Origin of the sequence: Bacteroides clarus YIT 12056 (assembly GCF_900129655.1) — a bacterium.
In the GTDB taxonomy this organism is placed as follows: Bacteria; Bacteroidota; Bacteroidia; order Bacteroidales; family Bacteroidaceae; genus Bacteroides; species Bacteroides clarus.
Map to the genome: position 1 here is coordinate 383,647 of NZ_FQWK01000002.1, position 21,652 is coordinate 405,298.

Sequence of the window (21,652 nt, forward strand, 5' to 3'; positions counted from 1 at the left end):
ATCGTCAAGGCAAAGCCGTGATTGTCTTTTTCAGCCTTATATCCTGGCTGGATGCACCTATCATAACCTCAAACTCGCCCGGCTCCACCGTCCAGTTCATATTGCGGTCCAGTATCTGCAAGTCCTCCGGCTTCAAAGAGAAAGTTACCTGTCTGGTTTCACCCGGTTTCAAGGATACCCTCTCAAAGCCACGCAGTTGCGAATCGTAAGTAATGACGCTGCTCACCTTATCGCGCACATACAGCTGCACCACCTCGTCGCCCGCGCGCTTTCCCGTATTCGTAACGTTGACTTTAACCGTATATTCCCCTTGCGTACGCTGCCGCAACGGAGATACTTCCAAATCGGAATAGGCAAACGTCGTATAGCTCAGGCCGAAACCGAACGGGTACAGCTCACCGATGACACGTGTCGCGCCCGAACCGTTGGGACCGGATTTCGGCTGGCTGCCATGCGAACCGGGTTTGAAAGGGAAGTTCAGCTCTATCTGTCCCACACTCTTCGGGAAAGTCACCGTCAGCTTGCCGCCCGGATTATGCTCGCCAAACAAAGTCTCCGCAATCACCGTTCCTCCCTGACAACCGGGGAACCACGACTCCAAGATGGCGGGAATATAAGCATTCGCCCAATTGACGGTGAGCGGCTGGCCGTTTATCAACACCAGTATCACCGGCTTTCCCGTCGCATGCAATGCCTCAAGCAATTGCTGCTGGCGTCCCGGCAAGTCGAGCGAAGTACGCGAACGGCTTTCCCCCGTACGATACTCGTCCTCACCCAGCACGGCAATGACTACGTCGCTTTCACCGGCTTTCGCCACCGCCTCGGCGATGCCTCGCTTTTCCCGCTCATTCATGGGTACGGGCAATATCTCCGTGGCCGGCCAGCCAGCGTCCACAATATCACAACCTTTGGCATAATCCACTTCGGCAACGCCTTGCAGATAAGCGCGCAGGCCGGCCAGCACAGTAACCGTCTCCAGTCCGTTAGGGCCGTAACGGCTGGTCATGAAATTATCCTCATCAGCCAACGGACCTGTCACCAGCACTTTCTTTATCCGCTGTTTATCCAGCGGAAGAATATTATTCTCATTTTTCAGAAGCACGAGAGCCTGTTGCTGCATCTCCTTCACAAAATCCATATTCCGGTCTGCCCCGCCTACGTTATCGGCGGCTCCCGTATCGGTCACATAAGGCCGGTCGAACAGTCCCAAACGGAATTTCACCCGCAGCACTTCCGACACACGCTTGTCTATCGTAGCCATTGAAATCTTCTTTTCTTCCAGCAACCGGCGGATGGGCAGAATAAAATCGGAAGGCGGAGTAAAGTGGGTGCGCACATTCAAACCAGCTTCCAGCACCTGACGTACCGCCTCATCATAAGTATCCGCCACATGATGCTTGGACTCTACAAACTCCACGGCCTGGCTGTCGCTCACCACATATCCGTCGAAACCGTATTCCTCGCGCAGCAACTCTGTCAGAAAATAATAGCTGGCGGACACGGGCACACCGTCCCAATCGTTATAGCTGCTCATCACTCCCATAGGATGCGAGTTCTGAATAACTTTCTTAAAAGGATACAGGAAAAGTTCGTGCAACTCACGCGGAGCAACGTGCGGGTCGGTACGGCAATGCCCGTCACGACCGCCTTTGGGGACGCTGTAAACCGCATAATGCTTCAAGGTGGCGGCTACCCCCTGCGACTGAATACCGTTCACCATTTCCGTTCCCAGAGCCGCTATCAGAAAAGGTTCTTCTCCATAACACTCCAATGTACGTCCCCAACGCGGATCGCGTACTACATCCAGTATGGGAGCGTACACATTGGTGTATCCCAACGCTTTCGCCTCCTGCCCGGCGATGACGCCGGCACGACGTACAAGCTCTTTGTTCCAGGTACTTCCGATTGCGATAGGGGCCGGCAACGGAGTGGCTTTGGTGTGGTTCAGTCCGTGAATACCCTCATTCGTGAAGTCAACGGGAATCCCCAAACGGGTTTCCTCCACAAACCAGCGTTGCACGGTATTGACAGCCTCGGCATGGTTGCTGAAAGGATACAATAAATCGGGAACCAGCGCGGACTTCTTTCCCACGCCATTCAGCATCTCATCGATATTCGCGATGCCGTCTTTCCATATTTCATTTTTCCAGCCGGCAACGGGCAGGGAGTCCTTTAGTACGCGCCCGTAGCCGTAAAGGGTTGCCAACTGGCAGGTTTTCTCCTCCACAGACATTTGGGAGAGCAGGTCGGCCACCCGCTTTTCAACAGGTTGGGAAGGGTCTTCGTAAATATCCTTCACCCCGTTCTTGTTGAAATCGATCCAACCTTTCCGATACATTTTCTTGTTTTGCGCCTGCACATTGCCGACGAGTCCCAGACACAGGACGGAAATACCGATAATCAGTTTGTGTTTCATGTATAAAATCAATATAAATAATTAAAGTTCGAATAATTCCGCATACCGGGTTTCAACAAAGGCATCCAGCTCATTGTAGAGCGACCGCATCGCTTTCATATCCGCCCTGCCTCTCTTGCGCCATTCTTTCAACACCGTCCCGGCACGCCGGAACACCTCATCCTCCACCGGAGCCAGCAACTGCATATATCCGTTCTTATCGGCATTGTAAAGCCTTTCCCAATTCATATAGCGGTCGCTGCCCATACCTTGCCCGTAAGAGAAAACATCTCCCGCCAGTATCACCGACCAATTGCCCAAAGGAGATACTTTCTCCGCTTCGTCGCGGAGCAGAAGCCTCGGCAAAGCCTTATCCGCCCCTTTCACCCAGACGGGCATTGCCACTCCGGTGGGCGGATACCCCAGGACAGTCCACATCGTAGTGAGCTCGGGACGTTCACCCTTTTTCACTCCCTGCACCACAACCGAGCTGGCCGTACTGCCGCGCGCAATGAAATCCTGGTCTACAAACCACCCCGTTGTCTTAGGACGGTTGAAATCCCCGCTTTTCAGGTCGATTCCCAAAAGCGGATTGGCGAAAGAGCGGGAAAGTTCCCTGAATATCCATTGCGGCGTAATCTGTCCCGTAGCCGAAGCCGGCATCAGCAGCTTATCCTCCTGCATGAAGCGGACATAGCCCGCCCCCTCGTTCACCTTGCCTGAGAAAGAGAAGTTGGTACGTGCAATATACCCGCAAGGCGCATCCTTAGGGTCGTTGGCATCGTACATCACATACTTATGATAATCCACCTCGAACATGGCGGCACCCCCTTCGGCATCAATTACACCGAAGTTAGCTTCTATCAGGCTGGGCTTGGACAGCGTATCGAGAAATTGACGGAAATCCTTCACCGTAGCGCACACTTCCAACGCACGCCGCATTACCCGTCCGTTGGCCTCTCCACGCTCCTCGCCGGGTTTCACCTCGACCAAGTTATAAGACTGCGTATTCATAACGGAGAACCCCGCGGCGTTCGTACCTATCCACACATCCGTCGGATTATCTTCCACACTGTTGACAACGGCTACAAACGGATAGCGCCCGCCGGAGAAATATCTCACGCTGTTTTGCGGAAAGTCCGTATCGCGGTTCTTCCACAGCAAGGGGCGTCCGTCGGGAGTAACCTTGCCGGAGATTACGGCAGATGTACAGGCGGAAAGCGGTCCGGCGCTTCCCAAAGATATAACGACAGCAATCAGAGCGAATAAAGTCCGTTTCATAGCAAAGAAGTTTTACCGTTAGTTTCGACAAAGATAAAAAATCAATCCGGATTAGTACGCCATACCGTTCAAAATACCTACAAATAGCGATTGCAGTTCTCGAAGAAAAGCCGTTACTTTGCGCCCGAAACATAGAGTAGAAAGGAATAACTTACAATGAATGAACAACATAAATACCGGGCAACGGACAAGATGAGCGACCTCATCTGCGATAACTACTCCTTATTAATGGTGATGAGCCGCTTCGGTTTGTCGCTTGGATTCGGAGACAAGAGCGTAAAGGACGTCTGTGAAGCCCAGAATGTAGACTACCGCACTTTTCTCGCCGTAGCCAATTTCATCAGCGAGGAGCAATACTCTTACAGCGCGGATGATGATTCATTCTCTATTCCGGCGCTTATGGATTATCTGAAACGCGCGCACGCCTACTTTCTCGACTTCAACCTGCCTGCCATGCGCCGCAAACTGATAGAGGCCATAGACTGCTCCAGAGATAATGACGTGGCCTACCTCATCCTCAAATTCTTTGACGAATACGCCAAAGAAGTGCGCCGCCACATGGAATACGAAAACGAGGCCGTCTTTACGTACGTAGAGCAATTGCTGCAAGGCAGGCTGTCCGACGAATACAACATCGCCACTTTTGCCAGCAAGCACAACCAGATAGACACCAAACTGAAAGAACTGAAAAATATCATCATCAAGTACTATCCGGAAAAAGAAAACAATAATCTTCTGAACGCCGTCCTGTTCGACATCTTCAACTGTGAACAAGACCTCGCGTCACATTGCCAGGTAGAAGACTATATGTTTGTTCCCGCCGTAGCACAAATAGAAAAAAGACTGAAAGATGAACAATAATATTTCTTTGAAAATAGTTGTTGCGGAAACTTCGGTCATTGTACGAAGTGGTCTTGCGGCAGTACTCAAACGCATTCCCAACCTGAACGCGCACCCCATCGAGGTGTCGTCACCGGAAGCATTGCAGAACTATATCCATCTGCACACTCCCGACATTGTAATCGTAAATCCGACTTTCGGCGGCTGGTTCGACCTGCCTTCCTTCAAGACAGACCATACCAGAAACAGCATCAAATACATCGCATTGGTATGTTCCGTCATCGACAACAACGCTCTGAAAGAGTATGACGAAAGCATCGCCATCTGTGACGATATCGAAGTAATCACCGCAAAAATCAACCGCCTTCTCCATACCGAAGAGGAAGATGAAAAAGACAGCGAACAGGAAACGCTCAGCCAACGCGAAAAGGAAATCATCACTTGCGTCGTAAAAGGAATGACCAACAAGGCGATTGCCGACAAACTGTATCTGTCCATCCATACCGTCATTACCCACCGCCGCAACATTGCGCGCAAACTGCAAATACACTCTCCCGCAGGCCTCACCATCTACGCCATTGTGAACAAGCTGGTGGAACTGAGCGATATTAAAGACACCTTATAAATTCCCTGTCAACCTTTCTTCCGTACAACCTGCCGCGAAAGAAGAACCCCGAGTCCCTTTCCAACCCCGTCTTCCCCCAGGAGAAAAGCATGCCGGCCTGCCGACCGAGCTTCATCTCCAGCCTAAAGATACATATCTTCAGCGTAGAGATACGCATCTTTACCCTGAAGATGTACATCTTTAAGCTGAAGATAAAGCTTATTCCGTACCTTAGCACCCTTTCCCGGGCAACTCCGGCCGTTTTGGCAAGCACCCCTGACGGCCTTCTCCCTATCTTCACTCCGGCAGGTATCTCCGCTTCGTCCGCCATAAAGCAAATCCCCGCTTCACGATATCACATCGGAAAGCGGGGATCCTTTTATCTTCATAAAAGTGGTTACGTAATTATGACTAACTAATTCATTCTTTAAATCTGATGTTGCAAAGATACGGCATCGCGCCCAATGCCGCAATCACCCGATATAGGTATAATAAAGAACGCCAGTCATTATAAATAGGTAACACCATCGTTTCAATCACGCGTTTGCATAGCTGTGCATGCCGCCCAGGATGTAATTCACTCCGAAATAGGTCATCAACACCGTAAGAAAGGCCGCAATCATATAGATGTGAAAGAACAACGGCCTGCGGAATGCGGGCAGGCTCTTCGCATGAAACGCCATTCCGTACACAAGGAACGTAATCAGCGCCCAAACCTCTTTGGGGTCCCATGCCCAATACCGCCCCCACGACACGTTGGCCCAGACAGCCCCCATAAAGATACCCGCGCCCAGGAAGAAATTCGCCGGATAAAGCAGGAGACGGCTGAGGAGCATCAGCATCTTCCCGTGCCTGCGAATACACAAAGCAAGTATTCCGTTCAGCATCATAAAGGCGAACAGCGCATAGGACATCATTATCAGTGAAACGTGCATGCTGAGCCAGGGAGACACAAGTACAGGCATCAAAGGAGTAATCTGCGGATTCATCTGCCCCAAATGGGCGACGAGCAACGCAAATCCCGAAAGCAGAAAGCCGAAAGGAACCGTAAACGGAAACCTGCGGCGAAACAAGCACGCCAGCAGCAGCGTGCACAAGGCCATAAACTGCATCGTCTCATATCCGTTGCTCAACGGAATACGCCCGCCCACATACCAGCGCAGACCATATCCGAAGAGCTGGAAAAGGAATGCCGCATAAAGCGCCGCCACAAACAAACGGTTTATCCGGCGTGACAAAGCGCTCCGCTCCGAAGAATGGCGCAGGCCGCAATATACCAGATGGAAGAATGCCAGCAAACCGACCGTCAGATTGAACATGAACAGGCATTTGCTGAAAGGAATACGGTTGTAGATAAGCTCCGCGCGTACCTTCGGCGATGGCAGCGGCTTTACGCCGCCGTCTTTCGGCAGAGGGCGAATCAAGGTACCCTTTTGAAGCATCAGAATCAATCCCACCTTTTCGTCCGTTTCCACGATTGCCTTTTCCAGAGGAGACATTTTCCGGCCGGTTTCCCGCCCGCCCTGCCAGAAGTCCTGCAAGCGGTACCGCTGTCCGTCAAACAAGTCGGCCACAGAAGCGTAAGACGTTTTCAGGTTCAACAGGCGGCATAGTTCCCGGTTCTTAATGTAAATCATCGGTTCGTACTGCCACACTTCCGGACGCAGCAACCAGCCGCCGATAACCTGTTCGGGAGTTAACCCCGCATAAGACGGCCGTCCCGTCAGTTTCATCACGAAATCACGGGCAAGCGTATTGAAGGGCACCACCCTGTCATGGTAAATAACCTGTTCGGAAGCCAGGCTGTCCGCCTGCCTGATGCTCAAGGCCGGAAGCGTCCGTCCCTGCACCTGCATGCTTCCCGCCAACAGCAGAAGGCAGAACACGCTCCCCTTTTTAAGCAACGGATGGTTCATCAGCCTGCGGAATTCCCCCCTGCGGCCGAAAAGCATCCCAATCATAGAGATGCCCAACAGGATGTATCCCGCATAGGTAATTCCTATACCCCAAGGGTCATGGTTCACCGTCAGCCAACTGCCCTGCCTGTCTTCGTCGAAAGACGACTGATAGAAACGGAAACCCTGTTCGGACAAGATACGGTTCATGGAAACGGTGCGGCTGCAAGAGGAGCTGTCCGCCCCCTGCCCCGGCCGTAATACGCGGATATGACTGATATAGTCCGCGGGAGCTTCCGTACCGGGATAGTATTCCACCCGAAAGCTGTCCAAAAGCAATGTAAAGGGCAAATCTATCTCCCGCCCGCTCTCCTGCTCCACAAAGCTGCTTACCTTGTTCCCTGCAATAAGATGTACATATCCTTTCCGGCCGCCGGCAAACGTAATCATGGCTCCCGCCAAAATCACGAGGAAGGAGCCATGCAACAACAACGCAGGGAGAAATTTCCGCAACCGCTTTCCGGCTGATGCCATCATAGCCGCAACGGCCAGAATCCCCCAGACACAACAAAACCAAAAAGAATGATATATATGCTTTTCTATAAAATCCGTCCCGTACGCCTGCTCCAAAAATGTAGCTATGGCAAGCAAGCATACGAGACAGATATATACACTTACAAACAATCGTTTCAAATTACAAAACATCGGTCGCTCTTTTAGAAAGGGGCATACTCTGTATTCTCAAGCCTCTTCACGCCCATGCACTCCATTTCTATCAGCCAGCCCGGACGGCACACCGGCGCGTGGACAAACACTTTGGGGGTAGCGGGGAAACGCTTGTCGTACATCTCTTTCACTACGGCATAGTCCGCCATATCGCGCAGGTATACAATCATCTGCCCCAGGTCGGCGAATGTGCAGCCGGCTTCCTTCAGGAGAGCCTCCACATTTTCCCACATACGTTCGGTTTGCCTGCGGATGTTTCCCGGATGCACCACCTCGCCTTTATTATTGATGCTTGCCGTACCGGAGATAAAGACCTGCCGGCGGTCGCCGTAATCCACATACGTGCCGCGCTCAAAACTGACGCCATACTCATAAGTGGGGTTCAGATGCGTAGGCGCATACAGGAAATGAATCTGTCCGGGCTTTATCCCGTCGACCGCATACGCGTCCATCTGCACCGACACTTTCGGATCGGCATGGCGGCCGCCGATACCGGTACTCGATATGTAATGCGTCTTCTCCGTCAGGTTTTGCGTAACAAACACTTCGTTGCGGGCCTTCACCACGCCGGCATAGTTCACGTCTACGTTCTGCACGAAGAACCAGGTACGGATACAGTTGTCCGCCAATTTGCATCCCTGTTCCATTAGCTGCATCACGTAGTCATTCAGCAACAGGCGGGTTTGATATTCGGAGTTGGCCGCACGATTGAAGGCATTGCCGCTCCAAAGATGGCGGTAAGCGCCATGCTTCACCTCAAACAGCCCGTTGTGAAGCACTCTTGTCTGTACTCCGGACTGCAGGTATGCCCACAAGGCTATTTTAGTACCGTTCAACGGCGGCTGCTCCACGATGGAAAGCGCGCAGTCCGAACTCTCGGTGGTAAGCGCCAGCAGCATATCCGACTGGTTGGCGGCATCGCTCAGGAAATAACGCTTGAAAACGGCAACGGCGCCATGAAGCTCCCCTTCGAGCAAGGTGAAGTAGGCATTCACGACCGCGTTCAGCTGCTGCTCGTATGTATCTTCCGGACAGCACGCATGAATCATCACATGATATTCCGAAACACCGTTTTCCACATTATATTTAAAGATTTCAGTTGAGGTCTTTTCTGTTTGCTTTTGTTGTTTATTGTTCATGACAATATCTTTTTTCGTTGTTGTTGATAGAAGTTATTCTTTGGCGCCGGAGTCTATCCAGTCTTTAAGCATATCCAGCGTTATAGACGATTCTATTTCCTGCGAATGATCGTGTCCCCACTCCTTGCTGACAGGGGAAGAAAGTATCTGATACAACATGCTTTCACCGGAATTGCCCGGATTGACACGCATCCATTCGGGCATTATGACGGACGGACGGTTCACCAGGTCGTTATAACTGACACCCTCTTTCAAATCCAAATCGGCGGCCGCGGTCGTACTGGTTCCATGACAACCCACACACGACTTACCAATAAAAATACCCTGCTGAATGGCATTGAACATGCCGGCATCGATTGTTCCGGCATCCACCCGGGTGGTATCGGCATCTACTGTCGAGAAGTCCTGTGTGTAAAAGGAATAGACATGTTCACGGATACGGTTCGTCACGCAAAGCTCGATGGAGGTGACGTCTTCGCCTATACCCGCCATTACCATGTCCACATCCCCGTTGTTCGGGATGGACTTTGCTATCAGCGAATACTCCTTGTCGTCATTGAAACCCGCAAGAACCACCGTATAGCCGTCCGGCCATGTATCCACTCCGCTCATATTCACGTGCAGCTTCACCACACGCCCTTCTTCCGGCACAATGAGCCTGTCCTGATAGAGCCTGCCATCGTCGCAAGAGGCGAAAACGAACATGAACAGCGATAAGAAAAGAATATAGTTCTTCATAGATAAATCCTTTCTTCAATCTGTTAGAATGTGTATTGCAGCAAAACGGTAGCGGAATGCGTAGCCAGACCCAGGTTATCATTATCGCGGTCGAGCTGCGTGTCATGTCCCCAACGGGCTATATACTGATACATAGCCTGCAGCTTCAGGTTGCAACCCTTGAAGAAGTAATTCATGCCCACGGCCGGCATATTCAGGAAGCCGTCGTCACCGGTACCGTTACGGTTGAAGAAGTCGTAGCGCGCGGCCACCTGAACACGGGGAGCCACAAAATAACCGCCCTGCACATAACCGCCCAAATAATGATACGTCTCGTCAATCTTCTGCCGCTTGGTGAATCCCACATTCATATAGTACGCCTCGGCAGCCAGATAGAGCTTGTTCTTCAACATGGCAAACTCCAAACCGACGCGCGTATCGTTCGTACTCTCATTCTCGCTCTCCACATTGATAGAACCGGACAGGCCGAAAAGCATCTTGTCTTCATTCAGGCGGTTCGGGTTGCCTTGCGTGGAAGGCATCACTCCCTTAGGCATATAAGTCAGACGGCCCGCATAAAGCAAAGAAGGTATGTGCCAGTCGTCACTGATAGTTTTTGAAGCCGTATTCACGGAGATTCCCGTACCGTTGAACAAGCCGACCTCATAGCCGAACTTCTCGCCTACCAATCCGTGCAGCTCCACGCCCAGGTCAAAGCCGGTAGCCATGTTCGGAGTAACGGCGTTCAGCGAATAAGGCATGATGACGGAAGAGGTCAGCGAGACAGGCAACTGCGGCAGCAATGTCTCGCCCAACGTAGTCAGGTAGGCATGCGAGAAAGGCGTCTTGAACTTACCTACACGCAATGCCAGCTGCTTCTTGAACTGCACGTCGAACCAGGCCTGCTGCAACAAAGCGCCGCCGCTGGCCGCCGCATTGATGGAAAGGTTGAAAGATACCTTCCCGAAAGCCTTACCCGTAAAACCCAACACCGCATAAGGCACTGAGAAACCGGAATTGGCGAAGTTATCCTGATTGTAGGCCTTGTCCAGGCCTTCATCATCATACCAGTTCAGATTGGCGCTCGTCTGTACCAGCAAATAGGGTTTGAAAACAAAGTCGCCTTTCTTGCTGGAAATAGTAAAGCCTTCCCTTCCGGCCAACGACACCACGCCATTCTCCGTATCTTCTTCGTGCTGTGCCATTGCCATCAACGGCATAGCGGCAAGCGAAGCCAATAATATTAATTTCTTCATACGATTATATCGTTTCTTATTTAAATACTGTGTAACTTGTTATTATAGTGAATTGATAAATGCAATCAGCGCGTCACGGTCTTCCTTATTCATATTCTTAAACAGATTCTTGGAAGCCTCCGCCTCGCCGCCGTGCCACATAATGGCCTCAACCAGATTGCGGGCGCGGCCGTCGTGCAGGAAATAGGTATGTCCGTTGACAATCTCCTGCAAGCCGATGCCCCACAACGGGGTGGTACGCCATTCGTTGCCGCGCGCCAGACCGCTGACATAGTTGTCGTTCAATCCCACACCCATAATTTCCGAACCCATATCGTGGAGCAGGAAATCCGAATACGGATGAATGGTCTGGCCGCCCAGCCACGGGAGCTGCGTCCCTATCAACAAAGAACTGCCGCGCGGCTTGGTATGCAAGGTGGTGACATGGCAAAGGTGGCATTTGGCTTCATAGAACTTCTGCTCTCCTTTGATAACCTGTTCGTCATCCACATTGCGGCGGGCCGGCACACCCAGACATTGCATATAGAGGTCTACGTCCTCCATATCCTCCGCCGATACATCCAGCTGGTCGTAGGACAGCCCCATCATGCTGCCCTGCTCCATTTGCAATTGCCCTTCACAGATTTCCTCCGGATAACGGCTGTTGGTCACTCCCAAATCGCTGGAGAAGCCCAGTTCCACGGTCAGGTCTGCATGCTGGGCCTTGTTGCCCGACAGTCCCAAACTTTTCACGCCTTTCTCCATAATGTAATTACAGCGTCCGCTAATGCCGTATTCGGGGTAATTGCTTTTGGCGGCAAGCGCCTCAATCTCTTTCGGGTCGAGCGCCATCATCTGTCCCATTCCCACATGCCGCAGGGGGATACGAACCGTACAGAACAAATCTTCCGGTTTTATTTCTTCCGCATACCAGTCCGTTATCGTATAAGTGGGCTTGGCAAGCTGATAAGGAGTACCGTCGGGAAACTTAAAATCCTCATAAGTATATTCCACTTTCAGCTTTCCTTCCGCCTTTACGCCATAAATGGACTGGTCGTGAAGCACACGCCCGTAATTGGGAAAGAAAGCGCCGTTCTTGCGGGTGATGTATATCAGCATGGAAGAGAAACCGCTACTGCCCGATCCTCCCTCGCTCCACAACGTAGGACGTGTACGGCCTGCGTTATGATGGCAACTGCCGCAGGAATATCCGGCATAGACAGGGCCCAAACCGCCGCCCGTTCCGTTAGTGCTGGTACGGACATCGTCGTAAAGTCCGTCTCCGTTATTGAAACGTGAGTTATAGGCTCCCGTCACCCAGTTGGCCGGAGTGTCATAAGCCTTGGAAGAACGCATAAATACAGTGGCGGTACCGGCGGACAATTCATAACCGCCCGGCACTTCTATATCCAATATATCATAAGTATCGCCCTCACAAGCACAGCAAAGCAACGAACCAAGCAACAACGGAAACAAACGCTTTTCTAAATATCTCATAAGCAACAGAGTTTATTTTACACAAAATATCAGAACACAACAAATAAGTAAAGGAGACGGCAAGGCACTCCTTTACTTATTTGCCCACACGGTCATATCCGGGACTTATTCAGCCGGTGCCGTACGAGGATCGCCATCCTTGAAAAGAAGGAATTCCAATGTATGGAAGCCACGGACATTCTGAGCGGACGCAATGCTCTCTACCGGGTCACCGTTCTCATCGGTAATGAACTCGCCGTTCCATTGCAATTTGGTGAAGTCTCCCGAATTCAGGATGTTGACAATCGCATCCGCATCCAACGGCCAGCTATCCATATTGGGGTCCAAACCCTTATCGGCTACGGGGCCGAACAGGAACGCCTCACTTGTTTCCCACGGCTTGCGGGCTACAATCCATTGGGCTGCGGCAGCCTTAAAGTTCGCATCGGTCGGGTTCTTCTGCAACGCGCTTACTTTCTCCAACAATACGGCCACTTCGTCTTTCAAATCCAGGTAAGTAGGAAGTACCACGTCATTTACATAAGTTTTTACGACTTCATTCAGAACGGCATCATTATATACGTCTTCCTTTTGCGCGATTTCAGGGTGTAACCTCTTATCCAAAAGGTCTGCCAAATCCGCGCAAGCCTGTTGGGCTGCCAATGCTTCCGCACTGTTGATATGGCTACGGAAAGGAGCGGGAATAGCCAGAATGGCATCATGGGCTTTCTTGATGGCTTCACGGGTATCGTTCGCCAGCTTTTCATCGTTGACTTTAATTACATTATAAAGGGAGTTCGCGGCAATTGCAGAGTTCGCCAAATCCATCACATCGTTATTCACCCTTACATCTCGCGTACCGCAAATCGCGCTGTAAATGGAAATGATATTATTGGAATAGTCCTCACGGGAATGCCAGCTAAACCAAGATTCCACCGCATACAAAGCGTCTTGTGTCTTTCCGTCCACATACAAATCGTAAGGGTCGCCGATTTTCGCATCGCCTACCTCATTGGCAATATCCCAGCAACCTTCGATAATCTGCTGGACACAGTTATTGGCAGTACCAAAGTAAGCCGAATTATTATGATTGATAAAAATCGAAGCATAGGATTCTCCTCCGTTATAGCTGGTTTTCCAGTCATTGTAAAGCGTTGTGGCGTCTTCTTTCAACAGATTAGCCACGTTAATCATGTAGCTGTACCAGTTGGAAGCGTTATCTTTGGTAATGTCGATTTCTTCCACAGCGCCATTACCATTTCCATTAGAAGGATCATCGTCATCACTACATGCGGACATCATTCCGCCCAAAGACAGCATGCAAGCTGCAACATACAAAAAATACTTTTTCATTTTCATCGTTATTATTTGAGATTAATATATTATTTCTTTATAAACCAACCGACATAGGCGATACCGATGGAAAATTCGTTTTCGCTATTGTATTTGCCTTTGCCGAATACCTTGCCTGTACCTATCTGGCGGGTCATGTAATCGGCCTTCACCACCAGATTGGGCAATGCGTACCAGTTCAGGCCGGCAGTCCACATGCTCACCTGATTTCTCTTGTCCATGGGAAGCTGGCCTTTTTCTCCCGCTTCCTGAGGATTGTAGTATTCATAACGGGCAAACGGATAGATGACAGGCACTTTCTTATTGCCGTTGCAAATAGAACGGAGATTGACACCGACCTCACCGGCATAGCTCACGGCTTTCTTGGCCACTTGTACCACACGGGTATAAGGAGAGGAATTGGACAAACCTTTATTCTTATTGCTGATAGCGGTAGCCCCCGTCAGGTTGCCAAACACAAAGTTCGTACGGGCCGTCACATACTTGTTCTTATACTGACCGTCGACGGTATAAATGCGCAACGGCGCTTTTACTCCCGCATACGTGGCTACTTTATCGGAATTGGACGCCGTATTGACGCAATAATAGAAAGAACCGCCTATACGCAAACCCGGTACTCCCCTATAATCCAGACGGGCGACATAAGCGGGAGAGGTAAAGTTATCAACCTCGAAGAAGCCCTGCTTTCCACCTGCAACCCAGTTATTACGGTCGAAACCGTTCGCATTCAGACCCGTTACAATCAACGCCTGATAATCGAATGTGGCATATCCCTTACCGAAAGTACCGAAGAACTCGATACCCGTTTCGTGCCAGGTGGAAGGAAGAATGGTGGTTTCGCCTTCCGGACGGTAGGTTCCGAAAAAGTTAATGGGCTCGTGATGCGCATTGGTAAGTCCGACGGGCACAATCATATGTCCGGCACGGACATTAAAAGCAGGATGTATCAGGCGTGTAATATGGAATTGCTCCAAAGCGACCTCACCGCCTTTCTCTATTTCCGTTTCGTACTCTCCATTCTCGGAGTTCTCCAGCTCTACGGCCGTACCTGTACCGCCGGATTCAAATTCTATTTCAGCCCCCAGTATCCACTTGGAATTGAACTTATAATCGAATGCCAATACGAAACGCGGGATGGCGATCGTATTACGGTGGTCGTCCGAATTTCCTCTATTGCCGCCAAAGAAACGGTTGATGCCGTAATCCTTAAAACTGGCTACCATTTCTCCATATCCGCCGAAACGGAATTTCTTGTAGCTGTCATCATCCGAAGTGCTTGTCTTTTCTTTCTTCAGCATACTCTCGGCAGTCTCGCTTTTCGCGCTCGCTTCATCGGGCTCCCCTGCCCATAAAGCATTGGCCGATACTAAAAAACACAATGCTAATAAGCTCGTTAATTTTCTCATCTTTTATCTTAATTTTTGTTGGGACAAAGGTAGGGGTAGTTAAAAATGGTAACAATACCTAAAACAGAGTATTACTAAAAGACGGGATAACAACAATTAGGTAGGTCTTATCCAAACAAAAAAAATCCCTATCGCATTCCGCAATAGGGATTAACTATCAAGATAACCGTTTAATCTTCACATTCTTGTGTTTCCAAATCGAGATGAGGAGCGGACTTATTCTTTTTGACCCGTCCGTTTTTACGAAGAGCCTCGGCTATAATCCACTGAAGCTGTCCATTGGTACTACGGAACTCATCGGCTGCCCATTTCTCGATAGCATCCATTGTCACAGCATCCACACGTAAGACAAAGCTTTTCGTTAAAGTCTCTTTTTTAGTCACTTATATACTTTATTAATGATTCATATCCTGCGTATGTTCACAGGATTTACAGCTTTATCGGTACAAAGTACTCCCGGTAGATTACCGAACGCCGTCTCTTCTCTTCCTTATAAATTAACAATAACTTCTTCGGAAAGTTTAGGGGACTGTCTTTTTTGCCGCGCTTCTTACTTCCTTAACCGCCACGGCCAACTGCCGCAAGGCTCTTTCCAGAACAGAACGGGGGCAACCGATATTCAATCGCATAAACCCTTCTCCCGGCTTACCGAACATTGTGCCGTCGTTCAATGCCAAACGGGCTTTTTCCACAAAAAACTTTACCAGTTCCTCTTGCGGCAGGCCTAATGCGCGACAATCCAAGAAAATCAGGTAAGAGGCCTGGGGACGTATCATACCGATACCCGGGATATGCTCCTTCAGATAATTCTCCGTAAAGTCTATATTGCCTTGTACGTATCCGAGCATCTGCTCCAGCCATTCTTCTCCATGCGTATAGGCTGCCGCAGCGCCGATATAGGCCAGCAAATGTCCTTCGCAGAACTCGCCCGCCTCCATAAAGTCCCGGAAACGGCGGCGAATATCTTCGTTTACCGCTATGGCGTAGGAACTGCCCAAGCCCGGCATATTAAAAGCTTTGCTGGGAGCCATAAAGGTAAGGGAATTCTGCGCGGCCGCCTCGGATACGGTGGCGAAAGGATGATGCTTATGGGGCGGCAAAGTGAGGTCGGCATGTATCTCGTCGGAAATTACCATAGTCCCGTTCTCTTGACAGATATCCGCTATCCGGCGCAACTCCCCGGTTGTCCAGACACGCCCGCCGGGATTATGAGGATTACAAAGAATAAGCGCCCTGCACCCTTGAATGTCCTTAGCGAAACGCTCGAAATTAATGTGATAATGCCCGTTATGCAAATCAAGCGGAGAGTAAACGACTTCACGTCCCATACGTTCGGTCACCAAAAAGAAAGGATGGTATACCGGAGTCATTACCATCACCTTATCGCCCGGCTTGGTAAAGCATTGCAAGGCAAAGGCTTGTCCACGCACAATACCGGGCACAAACGTCAGCATATCACGCGTGATATCCCATTGGTGACGCCTGTGCAACCAATGGCAAATAGAGGTATACCACTCTTCACAGGCGAAGGTATATCCCAAAACCGCATGGTCGAGACGTCTGCGCAAAGCGGCCATTACAAAAGGCGGCGTACGGAAATCCATATCGGCCACCCACATGGGAAGCAAATCGCTACGCCCCCATACATTCTCCACGCCGTCCCACTTTACGGAGTCCGTACCGCGGCGTTCGATCACTTCATCAAAATTATACTTCATAAGGTTCAAGTTGTTTTAAATAGGGAAAAAGATAAAAACAGCCACATCCCACAAAGAATGCGACAGGATAATGGCGGCAAACCGATTCGGGAAGAAACGGTAAAGCGCTCCCCAAACCACACCTGCCACCAATGCCGCCATGATAAGCATGAAATTGCAAGAGCCGGCATGTACCAGCGCGTACAAGGCCGTAGCCGCCGCAAACCCCGTATCGGGATTCTTCCAACGTTCGGAAAGCGTGCGTTGCACGTATCCCCGCCAGAAGATTTCTTCCGCAGGCCCTATCAAGACCAGCATCAAGGCAGCCAGCAACCAGGGAGACTCGCCTTCTTTCATACCGTAAATGGAATCTACCTGCGGACGGGCAAAGTCGAACATCCAAGCGGAAACCTTATCTCCCACCCAGAAAATCATCCATAAAGCAACGGCGATACCGACGCCCAGCAGGACATTGGAAGTACTCCATTTCACCTCACGCCACCATCCGGGGCTGAACAGGGTGGCAAATACGGATAAGGTCAGTGCGGAACCGGTCATCATCCACCAGAAATTAACGGCAGGAGCCGTCCACGGCGAAAACATGACGGTCCACAAAACAGCGGCCAATATAATAGTAAAAACTAATCTTTTCATACGAATAAACCGGCTATGACAAATGATAAAGCGAATACCAAACTAAACAATAACTGGAGCTTTGCCGTCATCTCATCCAGATTGGCGATGGCGGCAACACCCTTTCCCGAAAACCGGGACATGACCCGGACATTGCCGACGGCAGGAACCAGCACAAGCAAGACTAACAACGTCCATAAAGGAAAAGTTCCGGCTGCTACGCAACCGGCAACCCAACCGAAAGGAAACAGTATCTCCGCGCAATAGAGAATCACGGATGTCCTTCCACCCAATTCCATTGCCAAAGTCTTGATGCTCGCCCGGGCGTCGGTCTGCATATCGCGGGTATTGTTGGCGTGCAGGATGGCCACCGTAATCAACCCTACGGGAATCGCTATCCACAGAACGTCCCACAGAAATACTCCGGTAGAGACATAGGCAGTCCCCAAAGTGGGCAAGAAAGCGTAAGCCATAAAGATAACGACGTCTCCCAACGCGTTGTACTTCAGCGGCGGATATAGAAGCGCGCACGCCGCACCGCCCAAACCGATATACAGCAGAGGGAAACCTGTACGCCACAATAATCCGAGACCTCCGGCAAGAGCCGCCAAAAGCAGGACTAACGACAAACGATATATTTCCTTAGGAGTAAACATCTTATCCGTCAACGTTTTCGCGCCGAACGTATCTTTCATATCAACCCCTTGTTTATAATCGAAATAATCGCTCCAAGTGTTTCCGGCCGCATGGAAAACGACGATGTTCAACAAAGCCCATATACCGTTCGCCCAATTTATATCTTCCTTCATCCAAAACAGATAGGCCAGCGTCACCACCACCGGCATGGCCGAAGCGGGGAACGACCACGGACGCACGGCTATCATCCAGTCTTTAAAAGAATGTTTCTTCATTATATATTCGAGTTTTTGATTTTAAATGCGCTGAACAAAATTGTGTGCAAAAGTACGAAATATCTTCGCTTTTGAGTAAATTTGCCAACCAATTTAAAAGAGACCCATATGATTAAAGCTCTGTTTTTTGACATTGACGGTACGCTGGTGAGCTTCAAGACTCACCAAATTCCCGTTTCCACCATTGAAGCGCTGGAAGCCGCTAAAGCCAAAGGCATACAGATATTCATTTCCACCGGACGTCCGCGTGTCATCATCAACAACCTCGCCGCCCTGCAGGAACGGAAACTGATAGACGGCTACATCACCATGAACGGCGCCTATTGTTTTGTGGACGATACCGTCATCTACAAAAGCCCCGTTCCGGCAGCCGAAGTGGATGCGCTGGCAAGTTTCTGCCACGAACGCAATATCCCCTGCATACTGGTAGGCGAACACGATATTTGCGTAAACCAGCCCGACGAGATCGTAACGGAGATATTCAACCATCAACTCAAAACGGACCCTATCGCGTCAAAGCCTTATACAAGCGATCATTCAGACAAGGAATATTACCAGCTGACACCCTTTATCACCATCGAAGAGGAACAAACCGTATTACCCTCCATTCCCAACTGCGAAATGGGACGCTGGCATCCGGCATTTGTAGACGTTACCGCCAAAGGAAATACCAAACAACACGGCATCGATGAGATAATCCGGCATTTCAACATTCGCCTGGAAGAAACAATGGCTTTCGGCGACGGTGGAAACGACATCAGCATGTTGCGCCATGCAGGTATCGGAGTGGCTATGGGCAATGCCAAAGACGACGTAAAAGCCGTGGCCGATTATGTCACCACGAGCGTTGATGACAATGGCATAGCCAATGCGCTAAAGCGGTACGGGATAATCGAGAGTTGAATCATGCCGTTCGTACCCGATACCCAAAACAAGGAGTTTCAAGATGCTTTGAACCTCATACAGTACACCCGCCAGTCCGTTTTTCTGACGGGGAAAGCGGGTACGGGCAAATCCACCTTTCTCCGGTATATCTGCGGGCATACCAAGAAAAAGCATGTAGTGTTGGCTCCTACGGGAATTGCCGCCATCAATGCGGGCGGGAGTACATTGCACAGTTTCTTCAAGCTGCCTTTTTATCCTCTGCTGCCCGATGATCCCAATTTCAGCCTGCAGCGGGGACGCATCCACGAATTCTTTAAATATACCAAGCCGCATCGCAAGCTGCTTGAGGAGCTGGAGCTGGTTATCATTGACGAGATTTCTATGGTGCGGGCGGACATCATCGATGCCGTCGACCGTATTTTACGTGTCTATTCACGTAATCTGCGGGAACCTTTCGGCGGGAAACAACTTCTATTGGTAGGTGACGTCTTTCAGCTGGAACCGGTAGTGAAGGGAGACGAACGGGAAATACTGAACCGTTTCTATCCCACCCCCTATTTTTTCTCCGCAAGGGTCTTCAACCAGATAGACCTCGTCTCCATTGAATTGCAGACCGTCTATCGCCAAACCGACAAAGTTTTTGTCAGCGTACTGGACCACATACGAAACAATACGGTGGGCGCTGCCGACCTGCAACTGCTCAACACCCGTTACGGCACACAGATAGAGCAGTCTGAAGCCGATATGTACATCACCCTCGCCACCCGCCGTGACAACGTGGACTATATCAACGATAAGAAACTCGCCGAACTGCCGGGAGACCCTGTAACATTTCATGGAGAAATCATGGGTGATTTCCCTGAAAGCAGTCTTCCCACTTCACAGGAACTGGTACTCAAACCGGGCGCGCAAATCATTTTCATCAAGAATGATTTCGACCGCCGGTGGGTAAACGGCACCATCGGGATTGTCAGCGGTTTTGACCCCATTGAAGAGACGCTCTACGTCATTACGGACGATGGTAAGGAATGTGACGTGAAACGGGAATCATGGCGGAATATCCGCTATAAATACAATGAAGAAAAGAAACAGATTGAGGAAGAGGAATTAGGAACTTTCACCCAGTATCCCGTACGATTGGCATGGGCCATCACTGTTCATAAAAGTCAGGGGCTGACGTTCAGCCGGGTAGTTATCGACTTCACCGGAGGAGTGTTTGCCGGAGGACAAGCGTACGTAGCACTCAGCCGATGTACGTCTCTGGAAGGAATACAACTGAGGAAGCCTATCAGTCGCGCCGACGTATTCGTACGCCCCGAAATTACAGGATTTGCCGAACGTTTCAACAACCGTCAGGCCATCGACCGCGCCCTGAAACAAGCGCAGGCGGACGTGCAATATGCAGCTGCTGCCAAAGCGTTCGACAAAGGGGATTTTGAGACTTTCCTCAACGAGTTCTTTAAAGCCATCCATTCCCGCTACGACATTGAAAAGCCCGTTGTGCAGCGTCTTATCCGCAAGAAATTGAATATCATCAATCAATTGCGTGAAGAGAACCGCGCGCTGAAACAGGCTGCCGTAGAGAAAGAAAAGTCGCTGGTGAAGTATGCCCGTGAATACATCATCATGGGTGACGAATGCCTTAAACTGGATATGAAGGAAGCCGCCATGAAGAATTATGAAAAGGCCGTTGCTCTCTGCCCCAAGTTCAAAGAGGCATGGAAGAAGATTAAAAAATTAGAGAAAGAGATGCTAAAAAGATGATTCTCTTGCTTTTGAGAATATTAACGAGTACTTTTACATCCAACTTATAATCCCATAGCCCTATGCTTCTGAAACTTTATAAAAGAAACAACAATCCGGCGGATTTGCAACAGGTAATCGATATTCTGAACGACGGCGGAATCATTATCTATCCTACCGATACCATGTATGCCATCGGCTGCCACGGATTAAAAGAACGTGCAATAGAACGTATCTGCCAGCTCAAGAACATTGACCCGAAGAAGAACAATCTGTCCATTATCTGCTACGATTTGAGCAGTATCAGCGAATATGCCAAATTCGATAACAACACGTTCAAATTAATGAAACGCAACCTGCCGGGCGCTTTCACTTTTATCTTAAACGGCACCGTCCGCCTGCCGAAGATATTTCGTAACCGCAAGGAAGTAGGAATCCGCATGCCCGACAACCCGATTATCCAGGAACTGGCACGCCTGCTGGACGCTCCCATCATGACTACCACACTCCCTTACGATGAAAATGAAGACATTGAATATTGTACCGACCCCGAACTGATTGACGAGAAATTCGGTAATATCGTAGACTTGGTCATCGACGGCGGTATAGGCGGCATAGAGGGTTCTACAATAGTAAACTGCACTAATGGCGAGGCGGAAATCGTACGCCAGGGAAAAGGCCGGCTGGATGAAGGATAAAATGCAGTCTCCCGTATA

19 protein-coding genes are annotated in these 21,652 nt (G+C 50.1%); 5 read left to right on the forward strand and 14 right to left on the reverse strand.

All coding sequences use genetic code 11. The features are described from left to right. Nucleotides 1-4 precede the first annotated feature (4 nt). Nucleotides 5-2,416, reverse strand: coding sequence for a glycoside hydrolase family 3 N-terminal domain-containing protein (locus BUB52_RS03815; protein WP_009122666.1), 2,412 nt, complete (start codon nucleotides 2,414-2,416; stop codon nucleotides 5-7). 21 nt (nucleotides 2,417-2,437) lie between these two features. Beyond that, entirely contained in the window at nucleotides 2,438-3,676 is a 1,239-nt protein-coding gene (locus tag BUB52_RS03820) for a carcinine hydrolase/isopenicillin-N N-acyltransferase family protein (RefSeq protein ID WP_009122667.1), read from the reverse strand. Between the two features lie 156 nt (nucleotides 3,677-3,832). On the opposite strand from BUB52_RS03820, the gene BUB52_RS03825 reads away from it, so the two are divergent. Next, complete coding sequence (locus BUB52_RS03825) at nucleotides 3,833-4,537, forward strand: hemerythrin domain-containing protein (protein ID WP_009122669.1); 705 nt, start codon at nucleotides 3,833-3,835, stop codon at nucleotides 4,535-4,537. Then, nucleotides 4,527-5,141 (forward strand): response regulator transcription factor, encoded by a 615-nt coding sequence (locus tag BUB52_RS03830; protein ID WP_009122670.1) that lies wholly within the window; start codon nucleotides 4,527-4,529, stop codon nucleotides 5,139-5,141. The genes BUB52_RS03825 and BUB52_RS03830 overlap by 11 nt, the downstream gene beginning before the upstream one ends. Here the strand turns inward: BUB52_RS03830 and BUB52_RS03835 are convergent. The 12 genes from BUB52_RS03835 to BUB52_RS03890 all read right to left on the reverse strand — a co-directional run bounded on the left by BUB52_RS03835 (nucleotide 5,125) and on the right by BUB52_RS03890 (nucleotide 18,308). Then, a complete protein-coding gene (locus BUB52_RS03835) occupies nucleotides 5,125-5,451 on the reverse strand; it encodes a hypothetical protein (protein ID WP_009122671.1) in 327 nt (108 codons plus the stop codon). The two genes, BUB52_RS03830 and BUB52_RS03835, sit on opposite strands and share 17 nt — an antisense overlap. Nucleotides 5,452-5,656: 205 nt before the next feature. After that, nucleotides 5,657-7,720: a cytochrome c biogenesis protein CcsA gene (gene ccsA / locus BUB52_RS03840; protein WP_009122673.1), complete on the reverse strand. Its 2,064-nt coding sequence runs from the start codon at nucleotides 7,718-7,720 to the stop codon at nucleotides 5,657-5,659. A gap of 11 nt (nucleotides 7,721-7,731) precedes the next feature. Then, nucleotides 7,732-8,880 carry a Rid family hydrolase gene (locus BUB52_RS03845; protein WP_009122674.1) on the reverse strand — a complete coding sequence of 383 codons (1,149 nt, stop codon included), beginning with the start codon at nucleotides 8,878-8,880 and terminating at the stop codon, nucleotides 7,732-7,734. 33 nt (nucleotides 8,881-8,913) lie between these two features. Continuing rightward, nucleotides 8,914-9,618: a hypothetical protein gene (locus BUB52_RS03850; protein WP_009122675.1), complete on the reverse strand. Its 705-nt coding sequence runs from the start codon at nucleotides 9,616-9,618 to the stop codon at nucleotides 8,914-8,916. Between the two features lie 23 nt (nucleotides 9,619-9,641). Further along, nucleotides 9,642-10,853, reverse strand: a complete 1,212-nt coding sequence (locus BUB52_RS03855) for a porin (RefSeq protein ID WP_009122676.1) — start codon at nucleotides 10,851-10,853, stop codon at nucleotides 9,642-9,644. A 42-nt stretch (nucleotides 10,854-10,895) separates the two neighbouring features. Next, on the reverse strand, nucleotides 10,896-12,329 hold the full coding sequence (locus tag BUB52_RS03860; RefSeq protein ID WP_009122677.1) for a di-heme oxidoredictase family protein: 1,434 nt from the start codon (nucleotides 12,327-12,329) through the stop codon (nucleotides 10,896-10,898). A gap of 105 nt (nucleotides 12,330-12,434) precedes the next feature. Further along, nucleotides 12,435-13,667: an imelysin family protein gene (locus tag BUB52_RS03865; RefSeq protein WP_009122678.1), complete on the reverse strand. Its 1,233-nt coding sequence runs from the start codon at nucleotides 13,665-13,667 to the stop codon at nucleotides 12,435-12,437. A 23-nt stretch (nucleotides 13,668-13,690) separates the two neighbouring features. After that, the gene (locus tag BUB52_RS03870; protein ID WP_009122679.1) at nucleotides 13,691-15,067 is read right to left on the reverse strand and encodes a porin; all 1,377 of its coding nucleotides are present in this window, start codon (nucleotides 15,065-15,067) and stop codon (nucleotides 13,691-13,693) included. A 170-nt stretch (nucleotides 15,068-15,237) separates the two neighbouring features. Continuing rightward, nucleotides 15,238-15,450, reverse strand: a complete 213-nt coding sequence (locus BUB52_RS03875; protein ID WP_009122680.1) for a type II toxin-antitoxin system antitoxin — start codon at nucleotides 15,448-15,450, stop codon at nucleotides 15,238-15,240. 138 nt (nucleotides 15,451-15,588) lie between these two features. Continuing rightward, the gene (locus BUB52_RS03880) at nucleotides 15,589-16,785 is read right to left on the reverse strand and encodes a MalY/PatB family protein (RefSeq protein WP_009122681.1); all 1,197 of its coding nucleotides are present in this window, start codon (nucleotides 16,783-16,785) and stop codon (nucleotides 15,589-15,591) included. A 15-nt stretch (nucleotides 16,786-16,800) separates the two neighbouring features. Beyond that, nucleotides 16,801-17,418, reverse strand: a complete 618-nt coding sequence (locus BUB52_RS03885; protein ID WP_009122682.1) for a CPBP family intramembrane glutamic endopeptidase — start codon at nucleotides 17,416-17,418, stop codon at nucleotides 16,801-16,803. Continuing rightward, nucleotides 17,415-18,308, reverse strand: coding sequence for a prenyltransferase (locus BUB52_RS03890; RefSeq protein ID WP_009122683.1), 894 nt, complete (start codon nucleotides 18,306-18,308; stop codon nucleotides 17,415-17,417). Before BUB52_RS03890 ends, BUB52_RS03885 begins: the two co-directional genes overlap by 4 nt. Nucleotides 18,309-18,416: 108 nt before the next feature. Here BUB52_RS03890 and BUB52_RS03895 point away from each other — a divergent pair, with 108 nt between their 5' ends. The 3 genes from BUB52_RS03895 (at nucleotide 18,417) to BUB52_RS03905 (ending at nucleotide 21,634) form a co-directional block, all read left to right on the forward strand. Continuing rightward, nucleotides 18,417-19,211 (forward strand): Cof-type HAD-IIB family hydrolase, encoded by a 795-nt coding sequence (locus BUB52_RS03895; RefSeq protein ID WP_009122684.1) that lies wholly within the window; start codon nucleotides 18,417-18,419, stop codon nucleotides 19,209-19,211. 3 nt (nucleotides 19,212-19,214) lie between these two features. Beyond that, entirely contained in the window at nucleotides 19,215-20,957 is a 1,743-nt protein-coding gene (locus BUB52_RS03900; RefSeq protein WP_009122685.1) for an ATP-dependent DNA helicase, read from the forward strand. 62 nt (nucleotides 20,958-21,019) lie between these two features. Further along, nucleotides 21,020-21,634: an L-threonylcarbamoyladenylate synthase gene (locus BUB52_RS03905; protein ID WP_009122686.1), complete on the forward strand. Its 615-nt coding sequence runs from the start codon at nucleotides 21,020-21,022 to the stop codon at nucleotides 21,632-21,634. Nucleotides 21,635-21,652 lie beyond the last annotated feature (18 nt).

What these genes read in the sequence shown, in the direction of transcription:
- BUB52_RS03815 (WP_009122666.1), bottom strand. Translation starts at nt 2,416, where the DNA reads ATGAAACACAAACTGATTATCGGTATTTCCGTCCTGTGTCTGGGACTC.
- BUB52_RS03820 (WP_009122667.1), bottom strand. Translation starts at nt 3,676, where the DNA reads ATGAAACGGACTTTATTCGCTCTGATTGCTGTCGTTATATCTTTGGGA.
- BUB52_RS03825 (WP_009122669.1), top strand. Translation starts at nt 3,833, where the DNA reads ATGAATGAACAACATAAATACCGGGCAACGGACAAGATGAGCGACCTC.
- BUB52_RS03830 (WP_009122670.1), top strand. Translation starts at nt 4,527, where the DNA reads ATGAACAATAATATTTCTTTGAAAATAGTTGTTGCGGAAACTTCGGTC.
- BUB52_RS03835 (WP_009122671.1), bottom strand. Translation starts at nt 5,451, where the DNA reads ATGGCGGACGAAGCGGAGATACCTGCCGGAGTGAAGATAGGGAGAAGG.
- ccsA (WP_009122673.1), bottom strand. Translation starts at nt 7,720, where the DNA reads ATGTTTTGTAATTTGAAACGATTGTTTGTAAGTGTATATATCTGTCTC.
- BUB52_RS03845 (WP_009122674.1), bottom strand. Translation starts at nt 8,880, where the DNA reads ATGAACAATAAACAACAAAAGCAAACAGAAAAGACCTCAACTGAAATC.
- BUB52_RS03850 (WP_009122675.1), bottom strand. Translation starts at nt 9,618, where the DNA reads ATGAAGAACTATATTCTTTTCTTATCGCTGTTCATGTTCGTTTTCGCC.
- BUB52_RS03855 (WP_009122676.1), bottom strand. Translation starts at nt 10,853, where the DNA reads ATGAAGAAATTAATATTATTGGCTTCGCTTGCCGCTATGCCGTTGATG.
- BUB52_RS03860 (WP_009122677.1), bottom strand. Translation starts at nt 12,329, where the DNA reads ATGAGATATTTAGAAAAGCGTTTGTTTCCGTTGTTGCTTGGTTCGTTG.
- BUB52_RS03865 (WP_009122678.1), bottom strand. Translation starts at nt 13,667, where the DNA reads ATGAAAATGAAAAAGTATTTTTTGTATGTTGCAGCTTGCATGCTGTCT.
- BUB52_RS03870 (WP_009122679.1), bottom strand. Translation starts at nt 15,067, where the DNA reads ATGAGAAAATTAACGAGCTTATTAGCATTGTGTTTTTTAGTATCGGCC.
- BUB52_RS03880 (WP_009122681.1), bottom strand. Translation starts at nt 16,785, where the DNA reads ATGAAGTATAATTTTGATGAAGTGATCGAACGCCGCGGTACGGACTCC.
- BUB52_RS03885 (WP_009122682.1), bottom strand. Translation starts at nt 17,418, where the DNA reads ATGAAAAGATTAGTTTTTACTATTATATTGGCCGCTGTTTTGTGGACC.
- BUB52_RS03890 (WP_009122683.1), bottom strand. Translation starts at nt 18,308, where the DNA reads ATGAAGAAACATTCTTTTAAAGACTGGATGATAGCCGTGCGTCCGTGG.
- BUB52_RS03895 (WP_009122684.1), top strand. Translation starts at nt 18,417, where the DNA reads ATGATTAAAGCTCTGTTTTTTGACATTGACGGTACGCTGGTGAGCTTC.
- BUB52_RS03900 (WP_009122685.1), top strand. Translation starts at nt 19,215, where the DNA reads ATGCCGTTCGTACCCGATACCCAAAACAAGGAGTTTCAAGATGCTTTG.
- BUB52_RS03905 (WP_009122686.1), top strand. Translation starts at nt 21,020, where the DNA reads ATGCTTCTGAAACTTTATAAAAGAAACAACAATCCGGCGGATTTGCAA.